The sequence below is a fragment of the Bacillus proteolyticus genome, assembly GCF_001884065.1.
Classification (GTDB): domain Bacteria; phylum Bacillota; class Bacilli; order Bacillales; family Bacillaceae_G; genus Bacillus_A; species Bacillus_A proteolyticus.
On sequence record NZ_MACH01000062.1, the window covers coordinates 1 to 20,284 of the forward strand.

25 protein-coding genes are annotated in these 20,284 nt (G+C 35.5%); 24 read left to right on the plus strand and 1 reads right to left on the minus strand.

Annotated elements, in window-relative coordinates; all coding sequences use genetic code 11:
• The first annotated feature begins 225 nt into the window (after positions 1 to 225).
• The 9 genes from BAQ49_RS09605 to rsmI all read left to right on the plus strand — a co-directional run bounded on the left by BAQ49_RS09605 (position 226) and on the right by rsmI (position 6,725).
• A complete protein-coding gene (locus tag BAQ49_RS09605) occupies positions 226 to 405 on the plus strand; it encodes a sigma factor G inhibitor Gin (RefSeq protein ID WP_000842053.1) in 180 nt (59 codons plus the stop codon).
• Between the two features lie 71 nt (positions 406 to 476).
• Positions 477 to 1,898, plus strand: coding sequence for an aminotransferase class I/II-fold pyridoxal phosphate-dependent enzyme (locus BAQ49_RS09610; protein WP_071745143.1), 1,422 nt, complete (start codon positions 477 to 479; stop codon positions 1,896 to 1,898).
• 1 nt (position 1,899) lies between these two features.
• Positions 1,900 to 2,526: a dTMP kinase gene (gene tmk, locus BAQ49_RS09615; RefSeq protein ID WP_000677223.1), complete on the plus strand. Its 627-nt coding sequence runs from the start codon at positions 1,900 to 1,902 to the stop codon at positions 2,524 to 2,526.
• Between the two features lie 35 nt (positions 2,527 to 2,561).
• A complete protein-coding gene (holB, locus tag BAQ49_RS09620) occupies positions 2,562 to 3,545 on the plus strand; it encodes a DNA polymerase III subunit delta' (RefSeq protein ID WP_071745144.1) in 984 nt (327 codons plus the stop codon).
• Between the two features lie 5 nt (positions 3,546 to 3,550).
• Positions 3,551 to 4,378 (plus strand): PSP1 domain-containing protein, encoded by an 828-nt coding sequence (locus tag BAQ49_RS09625; protein WP_002107285.1) that lies wholly within the window; start codon positions 3,551 to 3,553, stop codon positions 4,376 to 4,378.
• 14 nt (positions 4,379 to 4,392) lie between these two features.
• Complete coding sequence (gene yabA / locus BAQ49_RS09630) at positions 4,393 to 4,743, plus strand: DNA replication initiation control protein YabA (protein ID WP_000412059.1); 351 nt, start codon at positions 4,393 to 4,395, stop codon at positions 4,741 to 4,743.
• 120 nt (positions 4,744 to 4,863) lie between these two features.
• A complete protein-coding gene (locus tag BAQ49_RS09635; RefSeq protein ID WP_071745145.1) occupies positions 4,864 to 5,604 on the plus strand; it encodes a tRNA1(Val) (adenine(37)-N6)-methyltransferase in 741 nt (246 codons plus the stop codon).
• Positions 5,591 to 5,881 carry a GIY-YIG nuclease family protein gene (locus tag BAQ49_RS09640; protein ID WP_016131051.1) on the plus strand — a complete coding sequence of 97 codons (291 nt, stop codon included), beginning with the start codon at positions 5,591 to 5,593 and terminating at the stop codon, positions 5,879 to 5,881. Before BAQ49_RS09635 ends, BAQ49_RS09640 begins: the two co-directional genes overlap by 14 nt.
• Positions 5,850 to 6,725: a 16S rRNA (cytidine(1402)-2'-O)-methyltransferase gene (gene rsmI, locus BAQ49_RS09645; RefSeq protein WP_071745146.1), complete on the plus strand. Its 876-nt coding sequence runs from the start codon at positions 5,850 to 5,852 to the stop codon at positions 6,723 to 6,725. Before BAQ49_RS09640 ends, rsmI begins: the two co-directional genes overlap by 32 nt.
• Before the next feature lie 20 nt (positions 6,726 to 6,745).
• Here the strand turns inward: rsmI and BAQ49_RS09650 are convergent, their stop codons facing one another.
• Positions 6,746 to 7,030 carry a transition state genes transcriptional regulator AbrB gene (locus BAQ49_RS09650; protein ID WP_071745147.1) on the minus strand — a complete coding sequence of 95 codons (285 nt, stop codon included), beginning with the start codon at positions 7,028 to 7,030 and terminating at the stop codon, positions 6,746 to 6,748.
• Positions 7,031 to 7,397: 367 nt separating this feature from the next.
• Here BAQ49_RS09650 and metG point away from each other — a divergent pair, with 367 nt between their 5' ends.
• From metG to BAQ49_RS09725, 15 genes are all read left to right on the plus strand, one after another.
• Positions 7,398 to 9,380 carry a methionine--tRNA ligase gene (gene metG / locus BAQ49_RS09655; protein WP_071745148.1) on the plus strand — a complete coding sequence of 661 codons (1,983 nt, stop codon included), beginning with the start codon at positions 7,398 to 7,400 and terminating at the stop codon, positions 9,378 to 9,380.
• A gap of 168 nt (positions 9,381 to 9,548) precedes the next feature.
• On the plus strand, positions 9,549 to 10,316 hold the full coding sequence (locus BAQ49_RS09660; protein WP_071745149.1) for a TatD family hydrolase: 768 nt from the start codon (positions 9,549 to 9,551) through the stop codon (positions 10,314 to 10,316).
• Between the two features lie 259 nt (positions 10,317 to 10,575).
• Complete coding sequence (gene rnmV, locus BAQ49_RS09665; protein ID WP_071745150.1) at positions 10,576 to 11,133, plus strand: ribonuclease M5; 558 nt, start codon at positions 10,576 to 10,578, stop codon at positions 11,131 to 11,133.
• A complete protein-coding gene (rsmA, locus tag BAQ49_RS09670; RefSeq protein WP_071745151.1) occupies positions 11,130 to 12,008 on the plus strand; it encodes a 16S rRNA (adenine(1518)-N(6)/adenine(1519)-N(6))-dimethyltransferase RsmA in 879 nt (292 codons plus the stop codon). Before rnmV ends, rsmA begins: the two co-directional genes overlap by 4 nt.
• Before the next feature lie 110 nt (positions 12,009 to 12,118).
• A complete protein-coding gene (yabG, locus tag BAQ49_RS09675; RefSeq protein WP_071745152.1) occupies positions 12,119 to 12,982 on the plus strand; it encodes a sporulation peptidase YabG in 864 nt (287 codons plus the stop codon).
• A 238-nt stretch (positions 12,983 to 13,220) separates the two neighbouring features.
• Complete coding sequence (veg, locus tag BAQ49_RS09680; protein WP_000044339.1) at positions 13,221 to 13,484, plus strand: biofilm formation stimulator Veg; 264 nt, start codon at positions 13,221 to 13,223, stop codon at positions 13,482 to 13,484.
• Positions 13,485 to 13,575: 91 nt separating this feature from the next.
• The gene (sspF, locus tag BAQ49_RS09685) at positions 13,576 to 13,755 is read left to right on the plus strand and encodes an acid-soluble spore protein SspF (protein WP_002094215.1); all 180 of its coding nucleotides are present in this window, start codon (positions 13,576 to 13,578) and stop codon (positions 13,753 to 13,755) included.
• Between the two features lie 196 nt (positions 13,756 to 13,951).
• Positions 13,952 to 14,821 carry a 4-(cytidine 5'-diphospho)-2-C-methyl-D-erythritol kinase gene (ispE, locus tag BAQ49_RS09690; protein WP_000772102.1) on the plus strand — a complete coding sequence of 290 codons (870 nt, stop codon included), beginning with the start codon at positions 13,952 to 13,954 and terminating at the stop codon, positions 14,819 to 14,821.
• 54 nt (positions 14,822 to 14,875) lie between these two features.
• Positions 14,876 to 15,724 (plus strand): pur operon repressor, encoded by an 849-nt coding sequence (purR, locus tag BAQ49_RS09695; protein ID WP_071745153.1) that lies wholly within the window; start codon positions 14,876 to 14,878, stop codon positions 15,722 to 15,724.
• Positions 15,725 to 15,847: 123 nt separating this feature from the next.
• Entirely contained in the window at positions 15,848 to 16,222 is a 375-nt protein-coding gene (locus tag BAQ49_RS09700; protein ID WP_071745154.1) for a RidA family protein, read from the plus strand.
• Positions 16,223 to 16,374: 152 nt separating this feature from the next.
• Complete coding sequence (gene spoVG / locus BAQ49_RS09705) at positions 16,375 to 16,668, plus strand: septation regulator SpoVG (RefSeq protein ID WP_000454041.1); 294 nt, start codon at positions 16,375 to 16,377, stop codon at positions 16,666 to 16,668.
• Between the two features lie 326 nt (positions 16,669 to 16,994).
• Positions 16,995 to 18,374, plus strand: coding sequence for a bifunctional UDP-N-acetylglucosamine diphosphorylase/glucosamine-1-phosphate N-acetyltransferase GlmU (glmU, locus tag BAQ49_RS09710; protein WP_000071044.1), 1,380 nt, complete (start codon positions 16,995 to 16,997; stop codon positions 18,372 to 18,374).
• A gap of 18 nt (positions 18,375 to 18,392) precedes the next feature.
• Positions 18,393 to 19,346: a ribose-phosphate diphosphokinase gene (locus tag BAQ49_RS09715; RefSeq protein WP_000107420.1), complete on the plus strand. Its 954-nt coding sequence runs from the start codon at positions 18,393 to 18,395 to the stop codon at positions 19,344 to 19,346.
• A gap of 72 nt (positions 19,347 to 19,418) precedes the next feature.
• Positions 19,419 to 19,979: an aminoacyl-tRNA hydrolase gene (pth, locus tag BAQ49_RS09720; protein ID WP_000767700.1), complete on the plus strand. Its 561-nt coding sequence runs from the start codon at positions 19,419 to 19,421 to the stop codon at positions 19,977 to 19,979.
• Positions 19,980 to 20,049: 70 nt separating this feature from the next.
• Positions 20,050 to 20,274, plus strand: a complete 225-nt coding sequence (locus tag BAQ49_RS09725) for an anti-sigma-F factor Fin (RefSeq protein WP_000399437.1) — start codon at positions 20,050 to 20,052, stop codon at positions 20,272 to 20,274.
• Positions 20,275 to 20,284 lie beyond the last annotated feature (10 nt).

Below are 20,284 nucleotides of genomic sequence, written 5' to 3' on the forward strand. Positions count from 1 at the left end.
GGACCTTGTCCCTGTGAGAGTAGGACGTCGCCAAGCAACTAAAAACACAAGTCTTTTGACTTGTGTTTTTTTGTATTGTTAAACAGTACGTAAAAGAAGTAATGATAATACAAACACGTTGCCCAAGAGTTAATCATATTATATAAGAGATTGATGTATATTTTTCTGTAAATTGTTAAGGAATAGAAGTATAAAATATGTCCATTTAAATAGGGAGGGAAGGTTATGAAATCGCAAAGCGAAGTTTGCATTGTTTGTGAGACAGAAAGAAAAGAAGGTATATATGTTTATAATAATTTGATTTGTTATGAATGTGAAAAAGATATGGTGAATACGGAGACAAATGATCCGAAGTATATATATTATTTAAAACAACTTCGAAAATTAGAAGTATCATATTTTTAAATAGGCATATGCCTATTATTTTTTTTGTTCTGTATAATAGATATAGAATGAATAATAAGGAAGAGATATAGATGAATCAAAATCGTATGCCTTTATATGAGGCTTTAATGGAATTTAAAGAAAGACGACCACTATCTTTTCATGTTCCAGGTCATAAGAATGGTTTAAACTTCCCTGAGGAAGCTACAGGAGGGTTTAAAGACATATTATCGATGGATGTAACAGAGTTAACGGGATTAGATGATTTACATAGTCCATTTGAATGTATAGATGAAGCACAGCGATTATTAGCTGAAGTATATGGCGTGCAAAAAAGTTATTTTTTAATTAATGGTTCAACAGTTGGAAATTTAGCGATGATTTTGTCTTGCTGCGGCGAACATGATATTGTCCTCGTGCAAAGAAATTGTCATAAATCAATCATTAACGCTTTGAAATTAGCAGGGGCTAACCCGGTCTTTTTAAATCCATGGATTGATGAAGTACATAACGTACCAGTAGGTGTTCATGATGAAGCTATCAAGGAGGCGATTACAAAGTATCCGAATGCTAAAGCACTTATTTTAACACACCCTAATTACTATGGTATGGGGATTGATTTAGAGGCAAGTATCGCTTACGCACATGAACATAAAATTCCTGTTCTAGTAGATGAAGCACATGGGGCACATTTTTGCATAGGGGATCCATTCCCAAAGTCAGCATTAGCTTATGGTGCGGATATTGTGGTTCATTCCGCACATAAAACATTACCTGCAATGACAATGGGATCTTATTTACATATAAATAGCCATTTGGTGAGTAAAGAAAAAGTGTCCTCCTATTTAAATATGCTACAATCTAGTAGCCCATCGTATCCAATTATGGCATCCCTTGATATAGCCCGTTTTGCAATAGCGGTTATAAAGGAAAAAGGTCATGATGATATTGTTGAGTTTTTACGCCGATTTACAGAAGAATTGCGATCAATCCCGCAAATAGCTATTTTACAATATCCGTTGCAAGATGAATTAAAGGTTACGGTGCAAACTCGTTGTCAGTTATCAGGGTATGAATTACAGTCCGTATTTGAACAGGTTGGTATATATACGGAAATGGCAGATCCATATAACGTCCTATTTATATTACCGTTACAAGTAAATGGGGAGTATATAAAAGCTATAGAGATAATTCGAGCAGCTTTGCAGCAATATAAGGTAAAAGACAAGACAGCATCAATTCGTTATACTTATAAAGGAGAAATTTCTCCTTTACCGTATACGTATAAACAATTAGAGAGATACGAGACGAAGTTAGCATCTATAGAAGAAGCGGTTGGTATGATAGCTGCAGAAATGGTGATTCCGTATCCACCTGGAATTCCATTGATCATGTATGGAGAGAGAATTACTCAGGAACATACAAAGCAAATTACTCATTTAGAGAAAACAGGTGCTCGTTTTCAAGGTAGTACGAAATATATGAACGTGTATGATATAGAAAGTAGGTTTTAGGATGAAGGGATTATTTGTGACAATTGAAGGGCCAGAAGGTTCGGGTAAAACAACGTTAATTAAAAGTTTATTGCCATATTTTGAGCAAAAGGAACAAAAGGTAATGGCGACCAGGGAACCGGGTGGTATTGCAATTTCTGAAGATATTAGAACAATTTTACATAAACAAGAATATACGATGATGGAAGCACGTACAGAGGCACTTTTGTATGCTGCTGCACGTAGACAACATTTAGTGGAAAAAGTTATGCCAGCACTTGAGGAAAACTATCTTGTACTATGTGATCGTTTTATAGATAGCTCTTTAGCGTATCAAGGATATGCAAGAGGCTTAGGTATGGATAAAGTATTTGAAATTAATCGTTTCGCAACGGAAGATTGTATGCCTAGTTTAACAATTTATTTAGACATTGAGCCAGAGGTTGGGTTAGCACGAATTGAAAAAGATGCAGGACGCGAAGTAAATCGACTAGATATGGAAGACATCGCTTTCCATAAACGCGTGCGTGAAGGGTATTTACAAGTTGTAGAGCGCTTCTCTGATCGTATTGTAGTAGTGGATGCTGATCAACCAATGGAAAAACTTATAGAAGAAGTTATTCAGATTGTAGAAGATAAATTGTTATAATAGAAGGAAAGAATGAAATAAGTGAGGTATGCATTATGATAAAGACGTGGGAGCAGCTTTCTGCTATACAGCCCATCGGTGTCAAAATGTTGATGAATAGCATTGCAAAAGAGCGTATATCCCACGCTTACTTGTTAGAGGGAGGAAAAGGGACTGGGAAGTTCGCAACAGCAATTCAAATGGCAAAAAGTTTTCTCTGTTCACAAAGAAATGGTGTAGAGCCTTGTCATGTATGTACGAATTGTCGCCGAATTGATTCAGGTAACCATCCAAACTTACATATTGTAAAACCAGGTGGATTATCTATTAAAAAACAGCAAATTCAAGATTTACAAGAAGAGTTTTCAAAAACAGGATTAGAAGCAAATAAAAAAGTATATATTATTGAGCATGCAGATCGTATGACAGCAAATGCAGCGAATACACTCTTAAAGTTTTTAGAAGAACCAAGTAGTGATACAACAGCCATTTTACTTACTGAACAAAGTCATCAGATTTTAAATACAATCTTATCTCGTTGTCAAGTTGTTACATTTAGGCCGTTACCTACAGAATCCTTAATTAAGAGATTAGAGGAAGAAGGTATTACAGTTTCTTTATCTACACTGGCTGCACAGCTTACAAATAGTTTTGAAGAAGCTTTATTAATGTGTAATGATGAATGGTTTGCACAAGCGAGAGCTTTAGTGATAAAATTATGTGAAGCGCTCGAAAAAGATAAGGCCTCTATTTTTTTTGTACAAGAAAAATGGGGGAAGCACTTTGGAGAGAAAGAACAATTACAGCAAGGCTTAGATATGTTACTCCTTATTTATAAGGATTTATTATATGTTCAACTTGGAGAAGAAGATCGTCTTGTTTTTCATGAGCAGAAAGAGATGTTTGAATCCTTTTCTTATGCTCAGAAGCGCATTGTATCAGCTCTCTTTCATATATTAGAGGCAAAAAATAGAATCAACGCTAATGTAAATGCGCAGCTTGTGTTCGAACAGTTAGTGTTGCGGTTGCAGGAGGGATGACCGTTTTGTATGATGTAGTAGGTGTTCGCTTTAAGAAGGCCGGGAAGGTATATTACTTTGATCCAAATCAGTTCGATATCTCAGAAAATGAGTTTGTAATTGTAGAAACGGTAAGGGGTATTGAATACGGAAAAGTAGTTATTACCAAAAAGCAAGTTGATGAAAACGACGTTGTATTACCGCTTAAAAAGGTTATTCGTATTGCAAATGAAAATGATCGTACCATTGTTGAAGAGAATAGGCATGCTGCGAAAGAAGCATATCAAGTTTGTCAACAAAAGGTAGGAGAACATAATCTTGATATGAAGCTTGTAGATGTAGAGTATACGTTCGATCGTAATAAGATTATTTTCTACTTTACTGCAGATGGTCGGATTGATTTCCGTGAACTGGTAAAAGACCTAGCAGCAATTTTTAGGACAAGAATCGAGCTAAGACAGATCGGTGTTCGTGACGAAGCAAAAATGCTTGGTGGTATTGGTCCATGTGGTCGTATGCTTTGTTGTTCTACTTTTTTAGGAGATTTTGAACCTGTATCCATTAAAATGGCAAAGGATCAAAATTTATCATTAAATCCTGCAAAAATCTCTGGTTTATGTGGTCGCTTAATGTGTTGCTTAAAATATGAGAATGATGAATATGAGGCAGCAAAGGAACAACTTCCTGATTTAGATCAACGTATACAAACCCCGCATGGTACTGGCCGTGTTATCGGATTAAATATTTTAGAAAGATTAATTCAAGTGGAACTAGTAGACAAGGAACGGATAGTAGAATATACGTTAGATGAATTAATTAATAAAGGGGTCGTTTCGAGTCAAACCACAGATTAATGAGGTGGGTGCTTGTGGAGAAAAAGGATATTTTTGCATCGGTTTCTAGTATGGAAGAGCAAATTGGACATTTATACAAACAGTTGGGAGAATTAAAACAACATCTTGCAGAATTATTGGAAGAAAACCAACATATAAAAATGGAAAATGAAAATTTGCGACATCGTTTTGAAGAAGTGCAGAATAAGGAAAAACAAAAAACTCAAAAACGCAAAGAAATGAAGCCAAAAACAGATATCGGTGAGGGCTACGATAACTTAGCGAGACTGTATCAGGAAGGTTTTCATATTTGCAATCTACATTATGGAAGTGTACGTAAAGAGGGAGATTGTTTATTCTGTCTGTCATTTTTAAATAAAAAGTGAGATTACCTTTCCAATATAATTGGAAAGGTAATTTTTTATACATGAGAGTAGAATGAAATTTATTTTTACATTAATAGAGGATGAAATAGGGTAGGTTAAGTGTAAGAAAGGGAGCAATATATGAATTTATACGAAGATGAACGTTTAGATTACTTATTAGCACAAGATATGAAGATTATACAAAGTCCATCAGTATTTAATTTCTCTTTAGATGCTGTGTTACTTGCAGATTTTGCTTGGGTACCAATTCAAAAAGGTAATTTACTTGATTTGTGTACGGGGAATGCGGTTGTACCTCTTTTATTGAGTACAAGGACAAAGGGGACAATTACAGGTGTAGAGATTCAAGAGCGCTTATATGATATGGGAATAAGAAGCATTCAATACAATAATTTAGAAGAAAGAATTCATTTAATCCATGGAGATTTGAAAGATATGCCGGAGAAACTTGGACGCCATCAATATGATGTTGTAACGTGTAATCCTCCTTATTTTCAAACACCGCAAACTTCTGAGAAAAACATGAATGAACATTTAGCGATAGCTCGTCACGAAATTATGTGTACATTAGAAGATGTTGTATATGCAAGTAGCCAGTTGGTGAAACAGGGTGGGAAAGTTGCATTTGTACATCGTCCAGGTCGTTTTCTCGATATCGTTACATTGATGCGTAAATACAAAATTGAACCGAAACGTGTGCGATTTGTTTATCCTAAGGCTGGTAAAGAAGCGAATACATTGTTAATTGAAGGAATTAAGGATGGAAATGCAGATTTAAAAATCTTGCCACCTCTTTTTGTATATGAAGAGAATAACGAATATACAGAGGAGATTCGTTCAATTTTATATGGAGACGAATAAGCATTGTTTTTATGTGGTAGAGTGTTCTGATGGAAGTTATTATGCTGGATATACAAATCATATAGAAAAGCGGATTCAGACTCATAATAATGGAAAAGGTGCTAGATATACACGTGCTAGACTTCCGGTTGTTTTAAAATATGTAGAGGATCATGAGGATAAACGAACGGCTATGCAAGCTGAATATCATTTTAAGCAGTTAACGAGGAAACAAAAAGAAGAATACATGCAAAAAGGAGAACGCTATGTGGCAGCAAAAAAGCTTTCAGCAAAATGAAAAGGGAGTTTTATATTTAGTACCAACTCCAATCGGAAATTTAGAGGATATGACATTTCGTGCAATCCGAATTTTAAAAGAGGCAGATATTATTGCTGCTGAAGATACAAGACAAACGAAGAAGCTTTGTAATTATTTTGAAATTGAAACACCAGTTATGAGTTATCACGAGCATAACAAAGAAGTAAGTGGACGAAAAATTTTAGATAAGTTAGAAGATGGTAAGACTGTAGCCATTGTGAGCGATGCCGGTATGCCGTGTATTTCTGACCCTGGTTACGATATTGTTGTAGAAGCTGTAGCAGAACAATATCATGTTATCCCGCTTCCTGGAGCGAATGCGGCTCTTACAGCATTAATCGCATCAGGACTTGAAACAAAGCAGTTTTATTTCTATGGATTTTTGCAAAGAAATAAAAAGGAAAGAAGAATGCAATTAGAGAAGATTCGTTACGTACAAACTACAATGATGTTTTATGAAGCACCTCATCGTCTAGATGATACTTTAATCTCAATGCAAGAAGTTTTAGGGAATAGGGAAATCGTATTATGTCGCGAGCTAACGAAAAAATTTGAAGAATTTATTCGTGGAACAATTGAGGAAGCGATTGAGTGGACGAAGCAAAATGAAGTCCGTGGTGAGTTTTGTATTTTAGTAGCTGGTTCAACGGAAGAACCTGCTCCAGAAGAACAATGGTGGGAATCTGTTTCAGTATATGATCATATTGAACATTATATAAATGAAAAAGGCATGAATTCAAAAGAAGCGATTAAAACAGTCGCTAAAGATCGAGATTTGTCGAAAAGGGATGTATATCAAATCTATCATGTCGATAAAAAATAAGCTTCTCATAATTGAGAAGCTTATTTTGCTGTTTCGATATAATCATGAAGTTCGTTTAAGATTTGCTCAGCGCCTTCTTTGCTTAAGATAATTTTTCCTTCAGCTAAAGATAGGTTACCATCAGATACTTCACCAGTTACTTGGCAAGTCATGTTTGGTTTATATTTTTTTAAGATGATTTTTTCGTCATCAACGTAGATTTCAAGAGCATCCTTTTCTGCAATACCTAAAGTACGGCGTAATTCGATTGGAATTACCACACGACCTAATTCATCAACTTTACGAACGATACCAGTAGATTTCATAATTCTTTTCCTCCTAAATAAATAGTTTATAAGTTACGAGTCTATTTTTTTGATTCGTCATTTTTCGACAAAATACCCTATGGACATATGATACCAATCATTTACATTTCCGTCAATTCTTAAATTCTATATTTTTTAAAAAGATTTATAGATTTCTTACTTCTTATATATAATAGAATGTGGGTAATTACTATAATTATTTCGTTTTATTTTCTGAAAAATATATATATTTCAGAGAAGGGTTGTATAATTTTTAAAAATATGAGTAATAGATGATAAAGATATCGAGCATTAACTCGTTTTTATATGTGAGTTTTTGATATACTGTTTATAAATACATATGAGGTCATCCGGGAGGTCCAAAACAATGACAGAGGAAAATAAGTCCTTTTATATTACTACCCCAATTTATTATCCAAGTGGAAAGTTACACATTGGACATGCTTATACGACAGTAGCAGGAGATGCGATGGCACGATATAAGCGTATGCAAGGATACAATGTTCATTATTTAACAGGAACTGATGAGCATGGACAGAAGATCCAAAAGAAAGCAGAAGAACTAAATGTTACACCACAAGCATATGTGGACAACATTGTATCAGGGATTAAAGAACTTTGGGAGAAGATGGATATTTCTTATGATGATTTTATTCGTACAACTGAAGATCGTCATAAAGATGTCGTTGAGAAAATCTTCAAGCAGCTAGTAGATCAAGGTGATATTTATCTTGATGAATATGAAGGTTGGTATTCTGTACAAGATGAAACATTCTATACAGCGCATCAATTAGTAGATCCAATTATGGAGGGCGACAAAGTAGTTGGTGGAAAAAGCCCAGATAGTGGTCATGATGTAGAGCTTGTTCGCGAAGAGTCTTATTTCTTTAGAATGGGTAAATATGTAGACCGACTATTAAAGTTCTACGAAAAGAACCCTCATTTCATTCAACCGGAGTCTCGTAAAAATGAAATGATTAATAATTTTATTAAGCCAGGATTAGAAGATTTGGCTGTTTCTCGTACTTCATTTGACTGGGGAGTTCGTGTTCCAGGGAACCCAAAACACGTTATTTATGTATGGGTAGATGCTTTGTCTAATTACATTACTGCATTAGGATATGGAACAGAAAATGAAGAGAAATATAAAAAATTCTGGCCAGCAGATGTTCATTTAGTTGGAAAAGAAATCGTTCGTTTCCATACAATTTATTGGCCAATTATTTTAATGGCGTTAGATTTACCACTTCCGAAGAAAGTCTTTGCTCATGGCTGGATTTTAATGAAGGATGGAAAAATGAGTAAGTCAAAAGGAAACGTAGTAGATCCAGTTACACTAATTGATCGTTACGGATTAGATGCATTACGTTACTACTTACTTCGCGAAGTTCCATTTGGATCTGATGGCGTATTCACACCAGAGGGATTTGTTGAACGAATTAACTTTGATTTAGCAAATGACTTAGGAAACTTATTAAATCGTACAGTAGCTATGATTGATAAATACTTTAATGGGGAAATCCCTGCATTTAAAGCGAATGTAACTGAGTTCGATGAAACGCTAGTTACATTTGCGAAGGATACATTGAAAAAAGTAGAAGAGGCAATGGAGAATATGGAGTTCTCTGTAGCACTAAGTTCTATTTGGCAGTTAGTTAGCCGTACGAATAAATATATTGATGAAACACAGCCGTGGGTATTAGCGAAAGATGAGAATGATCGTGAAAAGTTAGCTTCTGTAATGGCTCATTTAGCAGAAGTACTTCGTCAAACAGGTATTATGCTTATGCCATTCTTAACAGTAGCACCAAGCAAGATGTTTGCTCAACTTGGACTTACTGAAGAGGCACATAAATCTTGGGAAAGCCTATCTACAATTGGCTGTATTCCAGCTGGAACAAAAGTAGAAAAAGGAAACCCGATTTTCCCTCGTTTGGAAATGGAAGTAGAGGTAGCGTATATTAAAGAACAAATGCAAGCCTCTGCTCCTAAAGTAGAAGAGAAAAAAGAAGAAGAACCGAAAGCAGAAGAAATTACAATTGATGATTTCTTTAAAGTAGAATTACGAGTAGCTGAAGTGATATCGGCTGAACCTGTGAAAAAAGCAGATAAGTTATTAAAAATTCAGCTTGATTTAGGAACAGAAAAGCGTCAAGTTGTTTCGGGAATTGCAAAATTCTACTCACCAGAAGATCTAAAAGGTAAAAAGGTAATTTGTGTAACAAACTTAAAACCTGTAAAATTACGTGGCGAATTATCCCAAGGTATGATTTTAGCAGGTGAAGAAAATGGCGTATTGTCATTAGCAACAATCGACCAAAATTTACCTAATGGTACAAAGATCAAGTAATTGAGACAAGAAAAGAGATGTTTCACGTGTAACATGTGTGAAGCATCTTTTTTCTTTTTAAATTCCCTTTTTTTGCATTAAAATTGTAGTATTGTTATCGTTAAGTTAGAAAAGGCTTAATTTTTTTCTAGGATAGAATTGATTTCAATATAAAAGGAGTTATTTATTATGTTGTTTGATACACATTCACATTTAAATGCAGAGCAGTTTGAAGAAGATTTACAAGAAGTTATTGCAAGGATGAAAGAAGCAGGAGTTACATATACAGTTGTTGTGGGATTCGATGAAGTAACAATAAAAAAAGCGATTGAACTAGCTGAAGCCTATGATTTTATTTACGCTGCAGTTGGATGGCATCCCGTTGATGCAATCGACATGACAGAGGAACATTTGGCTTGGTTAGAAGAATTAGCTGCTCACCCTAAAGTAGTTGCTCTTGGAGAAATGGGATTAGATTATCACTGGGATAAGTCTCCAAAAGAAATACAGAAGGAAGTATTCCGTAAACAAATTGCATTAGCTAAAAAGGTAAAATTACCGATTATTATACATAACCGCGATGCAACTCAAGATATTGTTGATATCCTAGGGGAGGAGAATGCAGCTGAAGTGGGAGGCATTATGCATTGCTTTAGCGGCAGTGTAGAAGTAGCACAGCGATGTGTCGATATGAACTTTTTAATTTCATTAGGTGGGCCTGTTACATTTAAAAATGCGAAAAAACCGAAAGAAGTTGCTATGGAGATTCCATTAGAAAAATTATTGATAGAGACAGATTGTCCATATTTAACACCACATCCATTTCGAGGGAAACGAAATGAACCTAGTTATGTAAAACTAGTAGCAGAAGAAATTGCGAATTTAAAAGGAATTTCTTATGACGAGGTAGCACAAATAACAACAAAGAATGCAAAAGCTTTATTTGGTGTCGAATAAAAAAGAGTGGGGGAGCCCCATTCTTTTTTATTTTTTAGAAGAGGGATAGTAGAAATGCTAAGAGCCCATTATTTACTCATAACATAAGTGTAGAAATATTGCGGATAAATTAGGATGGAGATAGAAGTGTTACAATAAGAATAGTGAACAAAGATTTTTCTCTTCTACTTTTTAAAATGTACGATTGGGAAAATAATAATGGAAAAGTCGTCATTTTTTTGTTTTACTAAGTAGAGACGAAACGAGTGTGGAGGCAAGCATGAAAATTAAAGAGATTATCGTTGTAGAAGGTAAAGATGATACAGTTGCGATTAAACGTGCTGTTGATGCGGATACAATCGAAACGAACGGTTCAGCAATCGGTGATCATGTTATTGAGCAAGTTAAATTAGCGCAGCAAAAACGAGGCGTTATTATTTTCACAGATCCGGATTATCCTGGAGAGCGTATTCGAAAAATTATTTCTGACAAGGTTCCTGGATGTAAGCATGCTTTTTTACCGAAGGAAGAAGCACTTGCTAAAAGGAAAAAAGGTGTTGGTATCGAACATGCTTCTAATGAGTCGATTCGCCGTGCTTTAGAGAATATACATGAAGAAATGGAAGCTTACACAAGTGAAATTAGTTGGAGTGATCTAGTCGATGCGGGCTTAGTGGGCGGAGAAATGGCAAAGAGTCGCAGAGAAAGAATGGGTAAGCTATTAAAGATTGGTTATACAAATGCAAAACAGTTACATAAACGTTTACAAGTGTTTCAAGTTTCAAAGGAATCATTTGCAGAAGCTTATAAGCAAGTAATACAGGAGGAAAAAAAATGAAGGATATCGCAACACCAAATCGTACAAAAGACATTGTTGAAAAGTATGGATTTTCATTCAAAAAAAGTTTAGGGCAAAATTTTTTAATTGATACAAATGTATTAAATCGTATCGTTGATCACGCTGAAATCGGTTCAGAAAGTGGCGCAATTGAAATTGGACCAGGTATCGGTGCATTAACAGAGCAATTGGCAAAGCGCGCTAAAAAAGTAGTGGCTTTTGAAATTGATCAGAGATTATTACCAATTTTAGACGAGACGTTAGCTCCATATAGCAACGTTACAGTTATAAATAAAGATGTACTAAAAGCAGATGTACATGAAGTGTTTAGTGAGCAATTCGAAGAAGGACAAGATGTAATGGTAGTAGCTAACTTACCATACTACATTACGACGCCAATCTTATTTAAATTGCTTGAAGAAAAATTACCCGTTCGTGGATTTGTTGTTATGATGCAAAAAGAAGTTGGAGATCGTTTAGCTGCTAAACCTGGAACGAAAGAATATGGTTCTTTATCAATTGCCATTCAGTATTATACAGAGGTAGAAACAGTTATGACTGTACCGCGTACAGTGTTTGTACCACAACCAAATGTTGATTCTGCGATTATCCGTCTTCTAAAGCGTCCTAAACCAGTTGTAGAAGTGGCAGATGAAACTTTCTTCTTTGAAGTAGTACGAGCGAGTTTCGCACAGCGTCGTAAAACGTTAATGAATAATTTATCAAATAATTTAAATGGTTTCCCGAAAGATAAAGAGTTATTGGATCGAATTTTAACAGAAGTAGGAATTGATCCGAAGCGAAGAGGAGAAACGCTATCTATCGAAGAGTTTGCAACATTAAGTAATGCATTAGTTCTTCATAAATTGTCATAAGAATATGAAAGGGACAGTTCAACTTGAGCTGTCCCTTTTGTCACCTTTCCTTTCCTAAATTCATACTTTAAAAGCAGGTAAGATGGCCTAACGAGTTTGGAGGTAGGAGAATGGCTTTACATGTTGGAGAATTAGTGGAACGATATTCTCATAATAGGGATATTCTTTTTCGTATTATAGAAATAAAAGGCGAGATCGCGATATTGTTTGGGGAAGAAATTAGACTTGTGGCGGATGCGCCGCTTGAAGATTTAATTAGTATAGATCAAAGAGAACATAAAAAAAGAGTGAAGCGTGAAAAAGAAACAATGGAGCGTACGTACCGTTTATTTCAACAAGATTATGTATTAATGAAACAAAGACATGAACACACTTCAACAGGTGGATATACAAGTGAAGTGAATTATTTTCAAATGCCAGGGCGTGTATTGCATATAGATGGAGATCCTTTATATTTGCGCAAGTGTTTAGATTTATATAATAAAATAGGCGTTCCTGTACAAGGTATTCATTGTAAGGAAACGGAGATGCATGAAAAGGTAGTAGGCTTAATCGATCATTTTCGTCCAGATATTTTAGTCATTACAGGACATGATGCATATACAAAGTCAAAAGGAGTTATGGGAGATTTAGCAGCATATAGACATTCTAGACATTTTGTACAGGCTGTTCGAGAAGTGCGAAAAAAATATCCATCATTAGATCAACTCGTTATTTTTGCTGGAGCTTGTCAATCACACTTTGAGGCGCTGATTCGAGCAGGTGCTAATTTTGCTAGTTCGCCATCTAGAATTAATATTCATGCTCTAGATCCTGTATATGTAGTTGGCAAAGTTAGTTTCACTTCATTTATGGAAAGAGTCAATGTATGGGATGTTGTGCGTAATACAATTACTGGTGAAAAAGGACTAGGCGGAATTGAAACGAGAGGGATTTTACGAACTGGATTACCCTTTCAACTTTATGATGAATGAGCAAGGTACATACGTATCTTGCTTTTTTATGTGGAAATGATGTAAATGGGTTTGGATAAAAAGTTTCAAGAACGTGCAGACTATACAATGATACTTGTACAATATAGTATTTCTTCTATCTATTCAAACGCATGATGTTTTTATAATGATATTGTCTGTAAATTGCGGTTAATAATTGGGATAGATATATCGTGTTTTAAGTGTTCAATCTAAATTACAGCGAGGTGTAGCAAGGGATATGTCAAAACGTTTAGATGATATTAAAAACGAATTAGATCACCATCTTGGACAGCGACTGATGTTAAAGGCGAATAGTGGAAGAAGAAAAACTGTGGAGCAATCGGGTGTACTTGCAGAAACGTATCGTTCGGTCTTTGTTGTACAATTAGACCAACAAGAAGACGCGTTGCAACGTGTATCGTATAGTTATGCAGATGTTTTAACAGAGACAGTAGAGTTAACATTTTACGATGAACCCCATAATGAAGCATTTTATAATTAATGTGTTATTTGTTACATATATTCCCACAAATGAAAAGCTATATTATTTTGCATACTAATTATACCGTAGCAAAATAAGGAGGGACTCTGCATTGAGTAGACGAAGAGGAGTCATGTCAAATCAATTTAAAGAAGAGCTTGCAAAAGAGCTTGGCTTTTATGATGTTGTTCAGAAAGAAGGATGGGGCGGAATTCGTGCGAAAGATGCTGGTAATATGGTGAAACGTGCTATAGAAATTGCGGAACAGCAATTAATGAAACGAAACCAGTAGTTGTAAGATACTTTCTATGCTACGGTAGCCGAGGAGAGATTCCTCGGCTTTTTGCACGCTAAAAGGTGCCATCATTTGATATAAGTAGTTTCATTCTGAATGCTTTTCGTTATAATTAGGGAAGTGTCATCGTCTTACTATAAATTTATGGTAAAATAAACGATAAAAGATTGAGTACATAGAGTGGGTGAATAGATTGAAGCTACTAGTGAAAGCGCCAGCAAAGATTAATCTGTCGTTAGATGTACTGGGAAAAAGACAAGACGGATATCATGAAGTGAAAATGATTATGACAACAATTGATTTAGCAGATCGTTTAGAGCTAACGGAATTAGCAGAAGACCGTATTGAAATTTTGTCCCATAATCGGTATGTCCCAGACGACCAACGCAACTTAGCTTATCAAGCAGCGAAATTATTAAAAGAGAAGTTTAATGTGAAAAAAGGTGTATCTATTACTATTGAAAAAACGATTCCAGTAGCCGCTGGATTAGCAGGTGGAAGTAGTGATGCAGCAGCGACATTACGTGGCCTTAATAAGTTATGGAATTTAGGGATTACAATCGATGAGTTAGCAGAGCTTGGCGCAGAAATTGGGTCAGATGTATCGTTTTGTGTATACGGCGGAACTGCGATCGCCACTGGAAGAGGAGAAAAAATTGAACACATAAAGACTCCACCTTCTTGTTGGGTTATTTTAGCAAAGCCTCACATTGGTGTATCGACTGCTGACGTATATGGAAATTTAAAATTGAATTGTGTTACACATCCAAATGTAGATAAAATGGTTGAAGTCATTAATGGCGGGGACTATAAAGGAATTTGTGATACTGTTGGTAACGTTTTAGAAGATGTGACATTTGCGATGCATCCTGAAGTTGCGCGTATTAAGGCGCAGATGAAACGATTCGGTGCGGATGCTGTATTAATGAGTGGAAGTGGCCCAACTGTATTTGGTCTTGTACACCATGATTCGCGAATGCATCGTATATATAACGGATTAAAAGGATTTTGCGAACAAGTATATGCGGTACGTTTATTAGGAGAGCGAGAAACGCTTGAATAAAGACGTATAATACGTTATGATTTGTTTAGAATATTCGTGATTTGAGGTGAGAGTATGAAAATTAGACGAAGTACAAGATTGGTCGATATGACTTATTATTTGCTACAAAATCCTCGTCAGCTAGTTTCTCTCACTTTTTTTGCTGAAAGGTATCAATCGGCTAAATCATCCATTAGTGAAGATTTAGTTATTATTAAGCAAACGTTTGAACAACAAGGGGTCGGCACATTGCAAACGATACCAGGAGCAGCAGGAGGAGTGAAATATATTCCCTATATAAGTGAAGAAGAGGCAAATCTGATTATTAATGAGCTTTGTAGCTTATTTGAAAATCCAGATCGCATTTTGCCTGGCGGTTACTTATATATGACGGATCTTTTAAGTAATCCTCGCCAGATTAATGGTGCGGGGCGTTTATTTGCTTCCGTTTTTGCTAGACAACCAATTGATGCAGTTATGACCGTAGCGACGAAAGGAATTCCACTTGCTTATGCAGTGGCGAATTACTTAGATGTACCGGTGGTAATTGCTAGAAAAGATAATAAGGTAACAGAAGGACCCACTGTTAGTATTAACTATGTATCAGGTTCCTCTAAGCGAATCCAAACGATGACTTTAGCAAAGCGTAGCCTTCCAGAAGGATCTAATGTTTTAATTATTGATGATTTTATGAAAGCTGGCGGAACCATTCAAGGTATGATGAGCATGCTAGAAGAGTTTAAAGCTAACGTTGTTGGAATTGGCGTATTAGTAGAATCTACGGATATCGAAGAAAGACTTATTAATAACTTTGTATCATTAATTCGTCTGTCAGAAGTTGATGTGAAAGAAAAAGCGATTCAAGTGGAGAAGGGGAATTATTCGCTTGCGCCATTTAATGAAGGAATTGTAGAGGCTGAGTAAAAAGGGTAAAGCAGATAGCTTTATCTTTTTTTATTCTATTTATAAATTATAAAATAGGTGGACAAACTGTTTTTCGTGCACTATTTTTAAAGAGTAAAAATAAATAATAAAAGGGTGAAAAGTATGAAAGTTGTTCAAACAAGCAAAGCACCACAAGCAATCGGACCATATTCACAAGGGATTATTGTAAATAATATGTTCTATAGTTCGGGACAAATCCCGTTAACGGCAAGTGGAGAACTCGTAACGGGGGATGTAACAGTACAAACAGAGCGAGTATTTGAAAATTTACAAGCAGTATTAGCAGAAGCTGGCGCTTCATTTGATACAGTGGTAAAAACAACGGTATTCTTAAAGGATATGGATGATTTTAATGCGGTTAATGAAGTATACGGTTCTTATTTCTCTACTCATAAACCAGCACGTTCTTGTGTACAAGTAGCAAAATTACCGAAAGATGTTTCTGTTGAAATCGAAGTAATCGCCCTAGTTAAGTAACCCTTTGTAAGCGATAACCTCTACTAATCTCTATATTCAACTACAATAAAAATTTTTATCTTAAAAATTTTTAAAAAATTAAAGGGAAAATAGAAATTTTGTGGAATTTATACAAATATATCGCTTATTTAGAAAAGGGTGGTGAACACAAGATGGAAGTGACTGACGTAAGATTACGCCGCGTAAACACAGAAGGCCGCATGAGAGCAATTGCCTCTATTACTCTAGACCATGAATTTGTTGTTCATGATATTCGTGTAATTGATGGTAATAATGGATTATTTGTAGCAATGCCAAGTAAACGTACTCCAGATGGAGAATTCCGTGACATTGCACATCCGATTAATTCTGGTACACGCTCTAAAATTCAAGATGCGGTTTTAACAGAGTATCATCGTTTAGGCGAGTTAGAAGAGGTTGAGTTTGAAGAAGCAGGCGCTTCGTAAAATTCGAATGAAAAGGGCTTTCGAAAGAAAGTCTTATAATTTTGTAGCAAACTCCTGTAAGCATTTACAGGAGTTTGTTTTTTTTTTTGGAATAATACTTGTTTCTAATTATAAAAATTCATATTTTGAAAAATAAGGGTAAAAAACTTCTAATTTTTTCAAAATCATTTAAAATAGTATAGCTTATTTCTTAAAAAAGATACTAAAGAGTAAAACATCGTATAAGAATTATGGTAAAATTTAATAGTTATAATGTGTTTCTTGAAATATATGATGATTTAGGATAATATCGTTAATGGATAAATAGGTTGCGATGGAGGGTCTATATGTCAAACAGATTTGCAGTGATTCTAGCTGCAGGTAAAGGCACACGTATGAAGTCCAAGCTATACAAAGTGCTACATCCTGTATGTGGAAAACCAATGGTACAACATGTGGTCGATCAAGTATCTCAATTAGGGATGCAGAAACTTGTAACAGTCGTTGGACATGGTGCTGAAATGGTACAAGAACAGCTAGGAAACGTAAGTGAGTTTGCATTACAAGCAGAACAACTTGGTACAGCACATGCTGTCGATCAAGCTGCAAATGTACTTGCAAATGAAGAAGGAACAACTTTAGTTATTTGTGGTGATACACCTCTAATAACTGCTGAAACGATGGAAGCGTTGCTTCAGCAACACGAAGAAGCGGGAGCAATGGCAACGGTACTAACAGCGTACATAGAAGAGCCTGCTGGATATGGCCGTATCGTTCGTAATGAGAATGGTCATGTTGAAAAGATTGTTGAGCATAAGGATGCAAATGAAAAAGAATTAGCTATTAAAGAAATCAATACAGGTACGTATTGTTTTGATAATAAAGCTCTATTTGCTTCACTTTCTAAAGTTTCAAATGATAATGTACAGGGTGAATATTACCTTCCGGATGTTATTGAAATTTTAAAAAATGAAGGTCATATTGTATCAGCTTATCAAACAGAGCACTTCGATGAAACGTTAGGTGTTAACGACAGAGTCGCTCTATCGCAAGCGGAAATTATTATGAAAAACCGTATTAACCGAAAGAACATGGTAAATGGTGTTACAATTATTGATCCAAGTAACACATACATTTCTGCTGATGCAATTATTGGCAGCGATACAGTTCTTCACCCAGGAACAATTATTGAGGGTAACACTGTAATTGGTTCTGATTGTGAAATTGGACCACATACAGTAATTCGCGATAGTGAAATTGGAGAGCGTACGGTAATTCGTCAATCTACTGTACATGACAGCAAACTTGGTACGGAAGTATCAGTTGGTCCATTTGCACATATTCGCCCAGATTCAGTTATTGGAGATGAAGTGCGCGTTGGAAACTTCGTAGAAATCAAAAAAACTGTTTTTGGTAATAGAAGTAAAGCTTCACACTTAAGTTATATCGGGGATGCACAAATTGGAGAAGACGTGAATCTTGGTTGCGGTTCAATTACGGTGAACTACGACGGAAAGAATAAATTTAAAACTGTGATTGGTAACGGGGTATTTATTGGATGTAATTCAAATCTTGTTGCTCCTGTAACAGTTGAAGATGGTGCTTATGTGGCAGCGGGCTCTACAATTACAGAGAATGTTCCATCAAAAGCATTATCAGTAGCACGTGCACGTCAAGTTAACAAAGAAGACTATGTTGATCAATTGCTGAATAAGAAAAAATCATAATGTGGAGGGTTAATCTAGATGTCGACTCAATATCTAAATTCTAATTTGAAAGTATTCTCTTTAAACTCTAATAAGGAACTTGCTGAGCAAATCGCAAAGCATATTGGAGTAGGACTAGGAAAATGTTCTGTTGATCGTTTTAGTGATGGAGAAGTTCAAATTAACATTGAAGAAAGTATTCGTGGTTGCGATGTATTCATTATTCAATCTACAAGCTTCCCAGTAAACGAACATATCATGGAATTACTTATTATGATTGATGCGTTAAAACGTGCATCTGCAAAAACAATTAATATTGTTATTCCTTACTATGGTTATGCGCGTCAAGACCGTAAAGCGCGTTCTCGTGAACCAATTACATCTAAACTTGTAGCAAACTTGCTTGAAACAGCAGGTGCAACTCGTGTAATCACTCTAGATTTACATGCTCCACAAATTCAAGGATTCTTTGATATCCCAATCGACCATTTAATGGGTGTACCGATTCTTTCAGATTACTTTGAAACAAAAGGTCTTAAAGATATCGTAATCGTATCTCCTGATCACGGTGGTGTAACTCGTGCTAGAAAAATGGCAGACCGTCTAAAAGCGCCAATCGCTATTATTGATAAGCGTCGTCCTCGTCCGAATGTATCGGAAGTAATGAACATTATCGGTAACATCGAAGGCAAAACAGCAATTTTAATTGATGACATCATTGATACAGCTGGTACAATTACATTAGCGGCAAACGCTCTTGTTGAGAACGGTGCTTCTGAAGTATATGCTTGCTGTACACATCCAGTATTATCTGGTCCAGCAATTGAGCGTATTCAAAATTCGAATATTAAAGAGTTAGTTGTAACGAACTCTATCGTATTACCAGAAGAAAAGAAAATTGATAAAGTACATGAACTTTCAGTGGCTCCATTAATCGGAGAAGCAATCATTCGTGTATACGAAGAAGAATCGGTAAGTGTATTATTCAATTAATTGGATAGAATGAGACGTAACCAAGATTGGTTACGTCTTTTCGTATCGAAAAAAGAAAGTAGTGGTACAAGAATGAAATTAATAGTAGGACTTGGGAACCCAGGTAGAGAATATGAATTAACAAGGCATAATATTGGGTTTATGGCGATTGATGAACTTGCCAAGCGTTGGAATATTTCTTTGAATGAACAAAAATTCAAAGGGTTATTTGGTGCAGGCTTTGTTAATGGGGAAAAGGTAATCTTATTAAAGCCACTTACATATATGAATTTATCTGGGGAAAGTATCCGTCCACTTATGGATTATTATAAAATTGATGTCGAGGACTTCATCGTCATGTATGATGATTTAGATATTCCTGTAGGTAAATTACGCCTTCGCATGAAAGGAAGTGCAGGTGGACATAATGGTGTGAAATCAACAATTTCACATTTAGGAACACAAGAATTTCAACGTATCCGCATGGGAATCGATCGTCCGAAAAATGGGATGAAAGTAGTGGATTATGTATTAGGGCGTTTTACGTCTGAAGAACTTCCTGGTGTTAATCAATCCATTGAAAAGACAGCAGATGCATGTGAAGAGTGGTTAAATAAACCTTTTCTCCAAATTATGAATACTTTTAATAGTTAAGCGTATAATCTGGAATATTTTATTTTGCTTTAACCCATACTAGTAGTAACTGGATATTTAGGAGGCTAGTATGGAAGGGTATTATTACTGCAGACATTGCGAGAGTAATGTAGGCTCCGTTACCGTAGAAAAAGTATATAGCGACGTTTTGCTTCAACTAACAGAGCAAGAAGTAGTGGATATGATTCATTTTCATGAGAATGGAAATATATATATAAAAACAATTTGTGAATCGTGTCAAGAAACGCTCGCATCTTATCCTGAGTATTATGAATATGAAAAATTTCTGCAATAAAATGTTATCG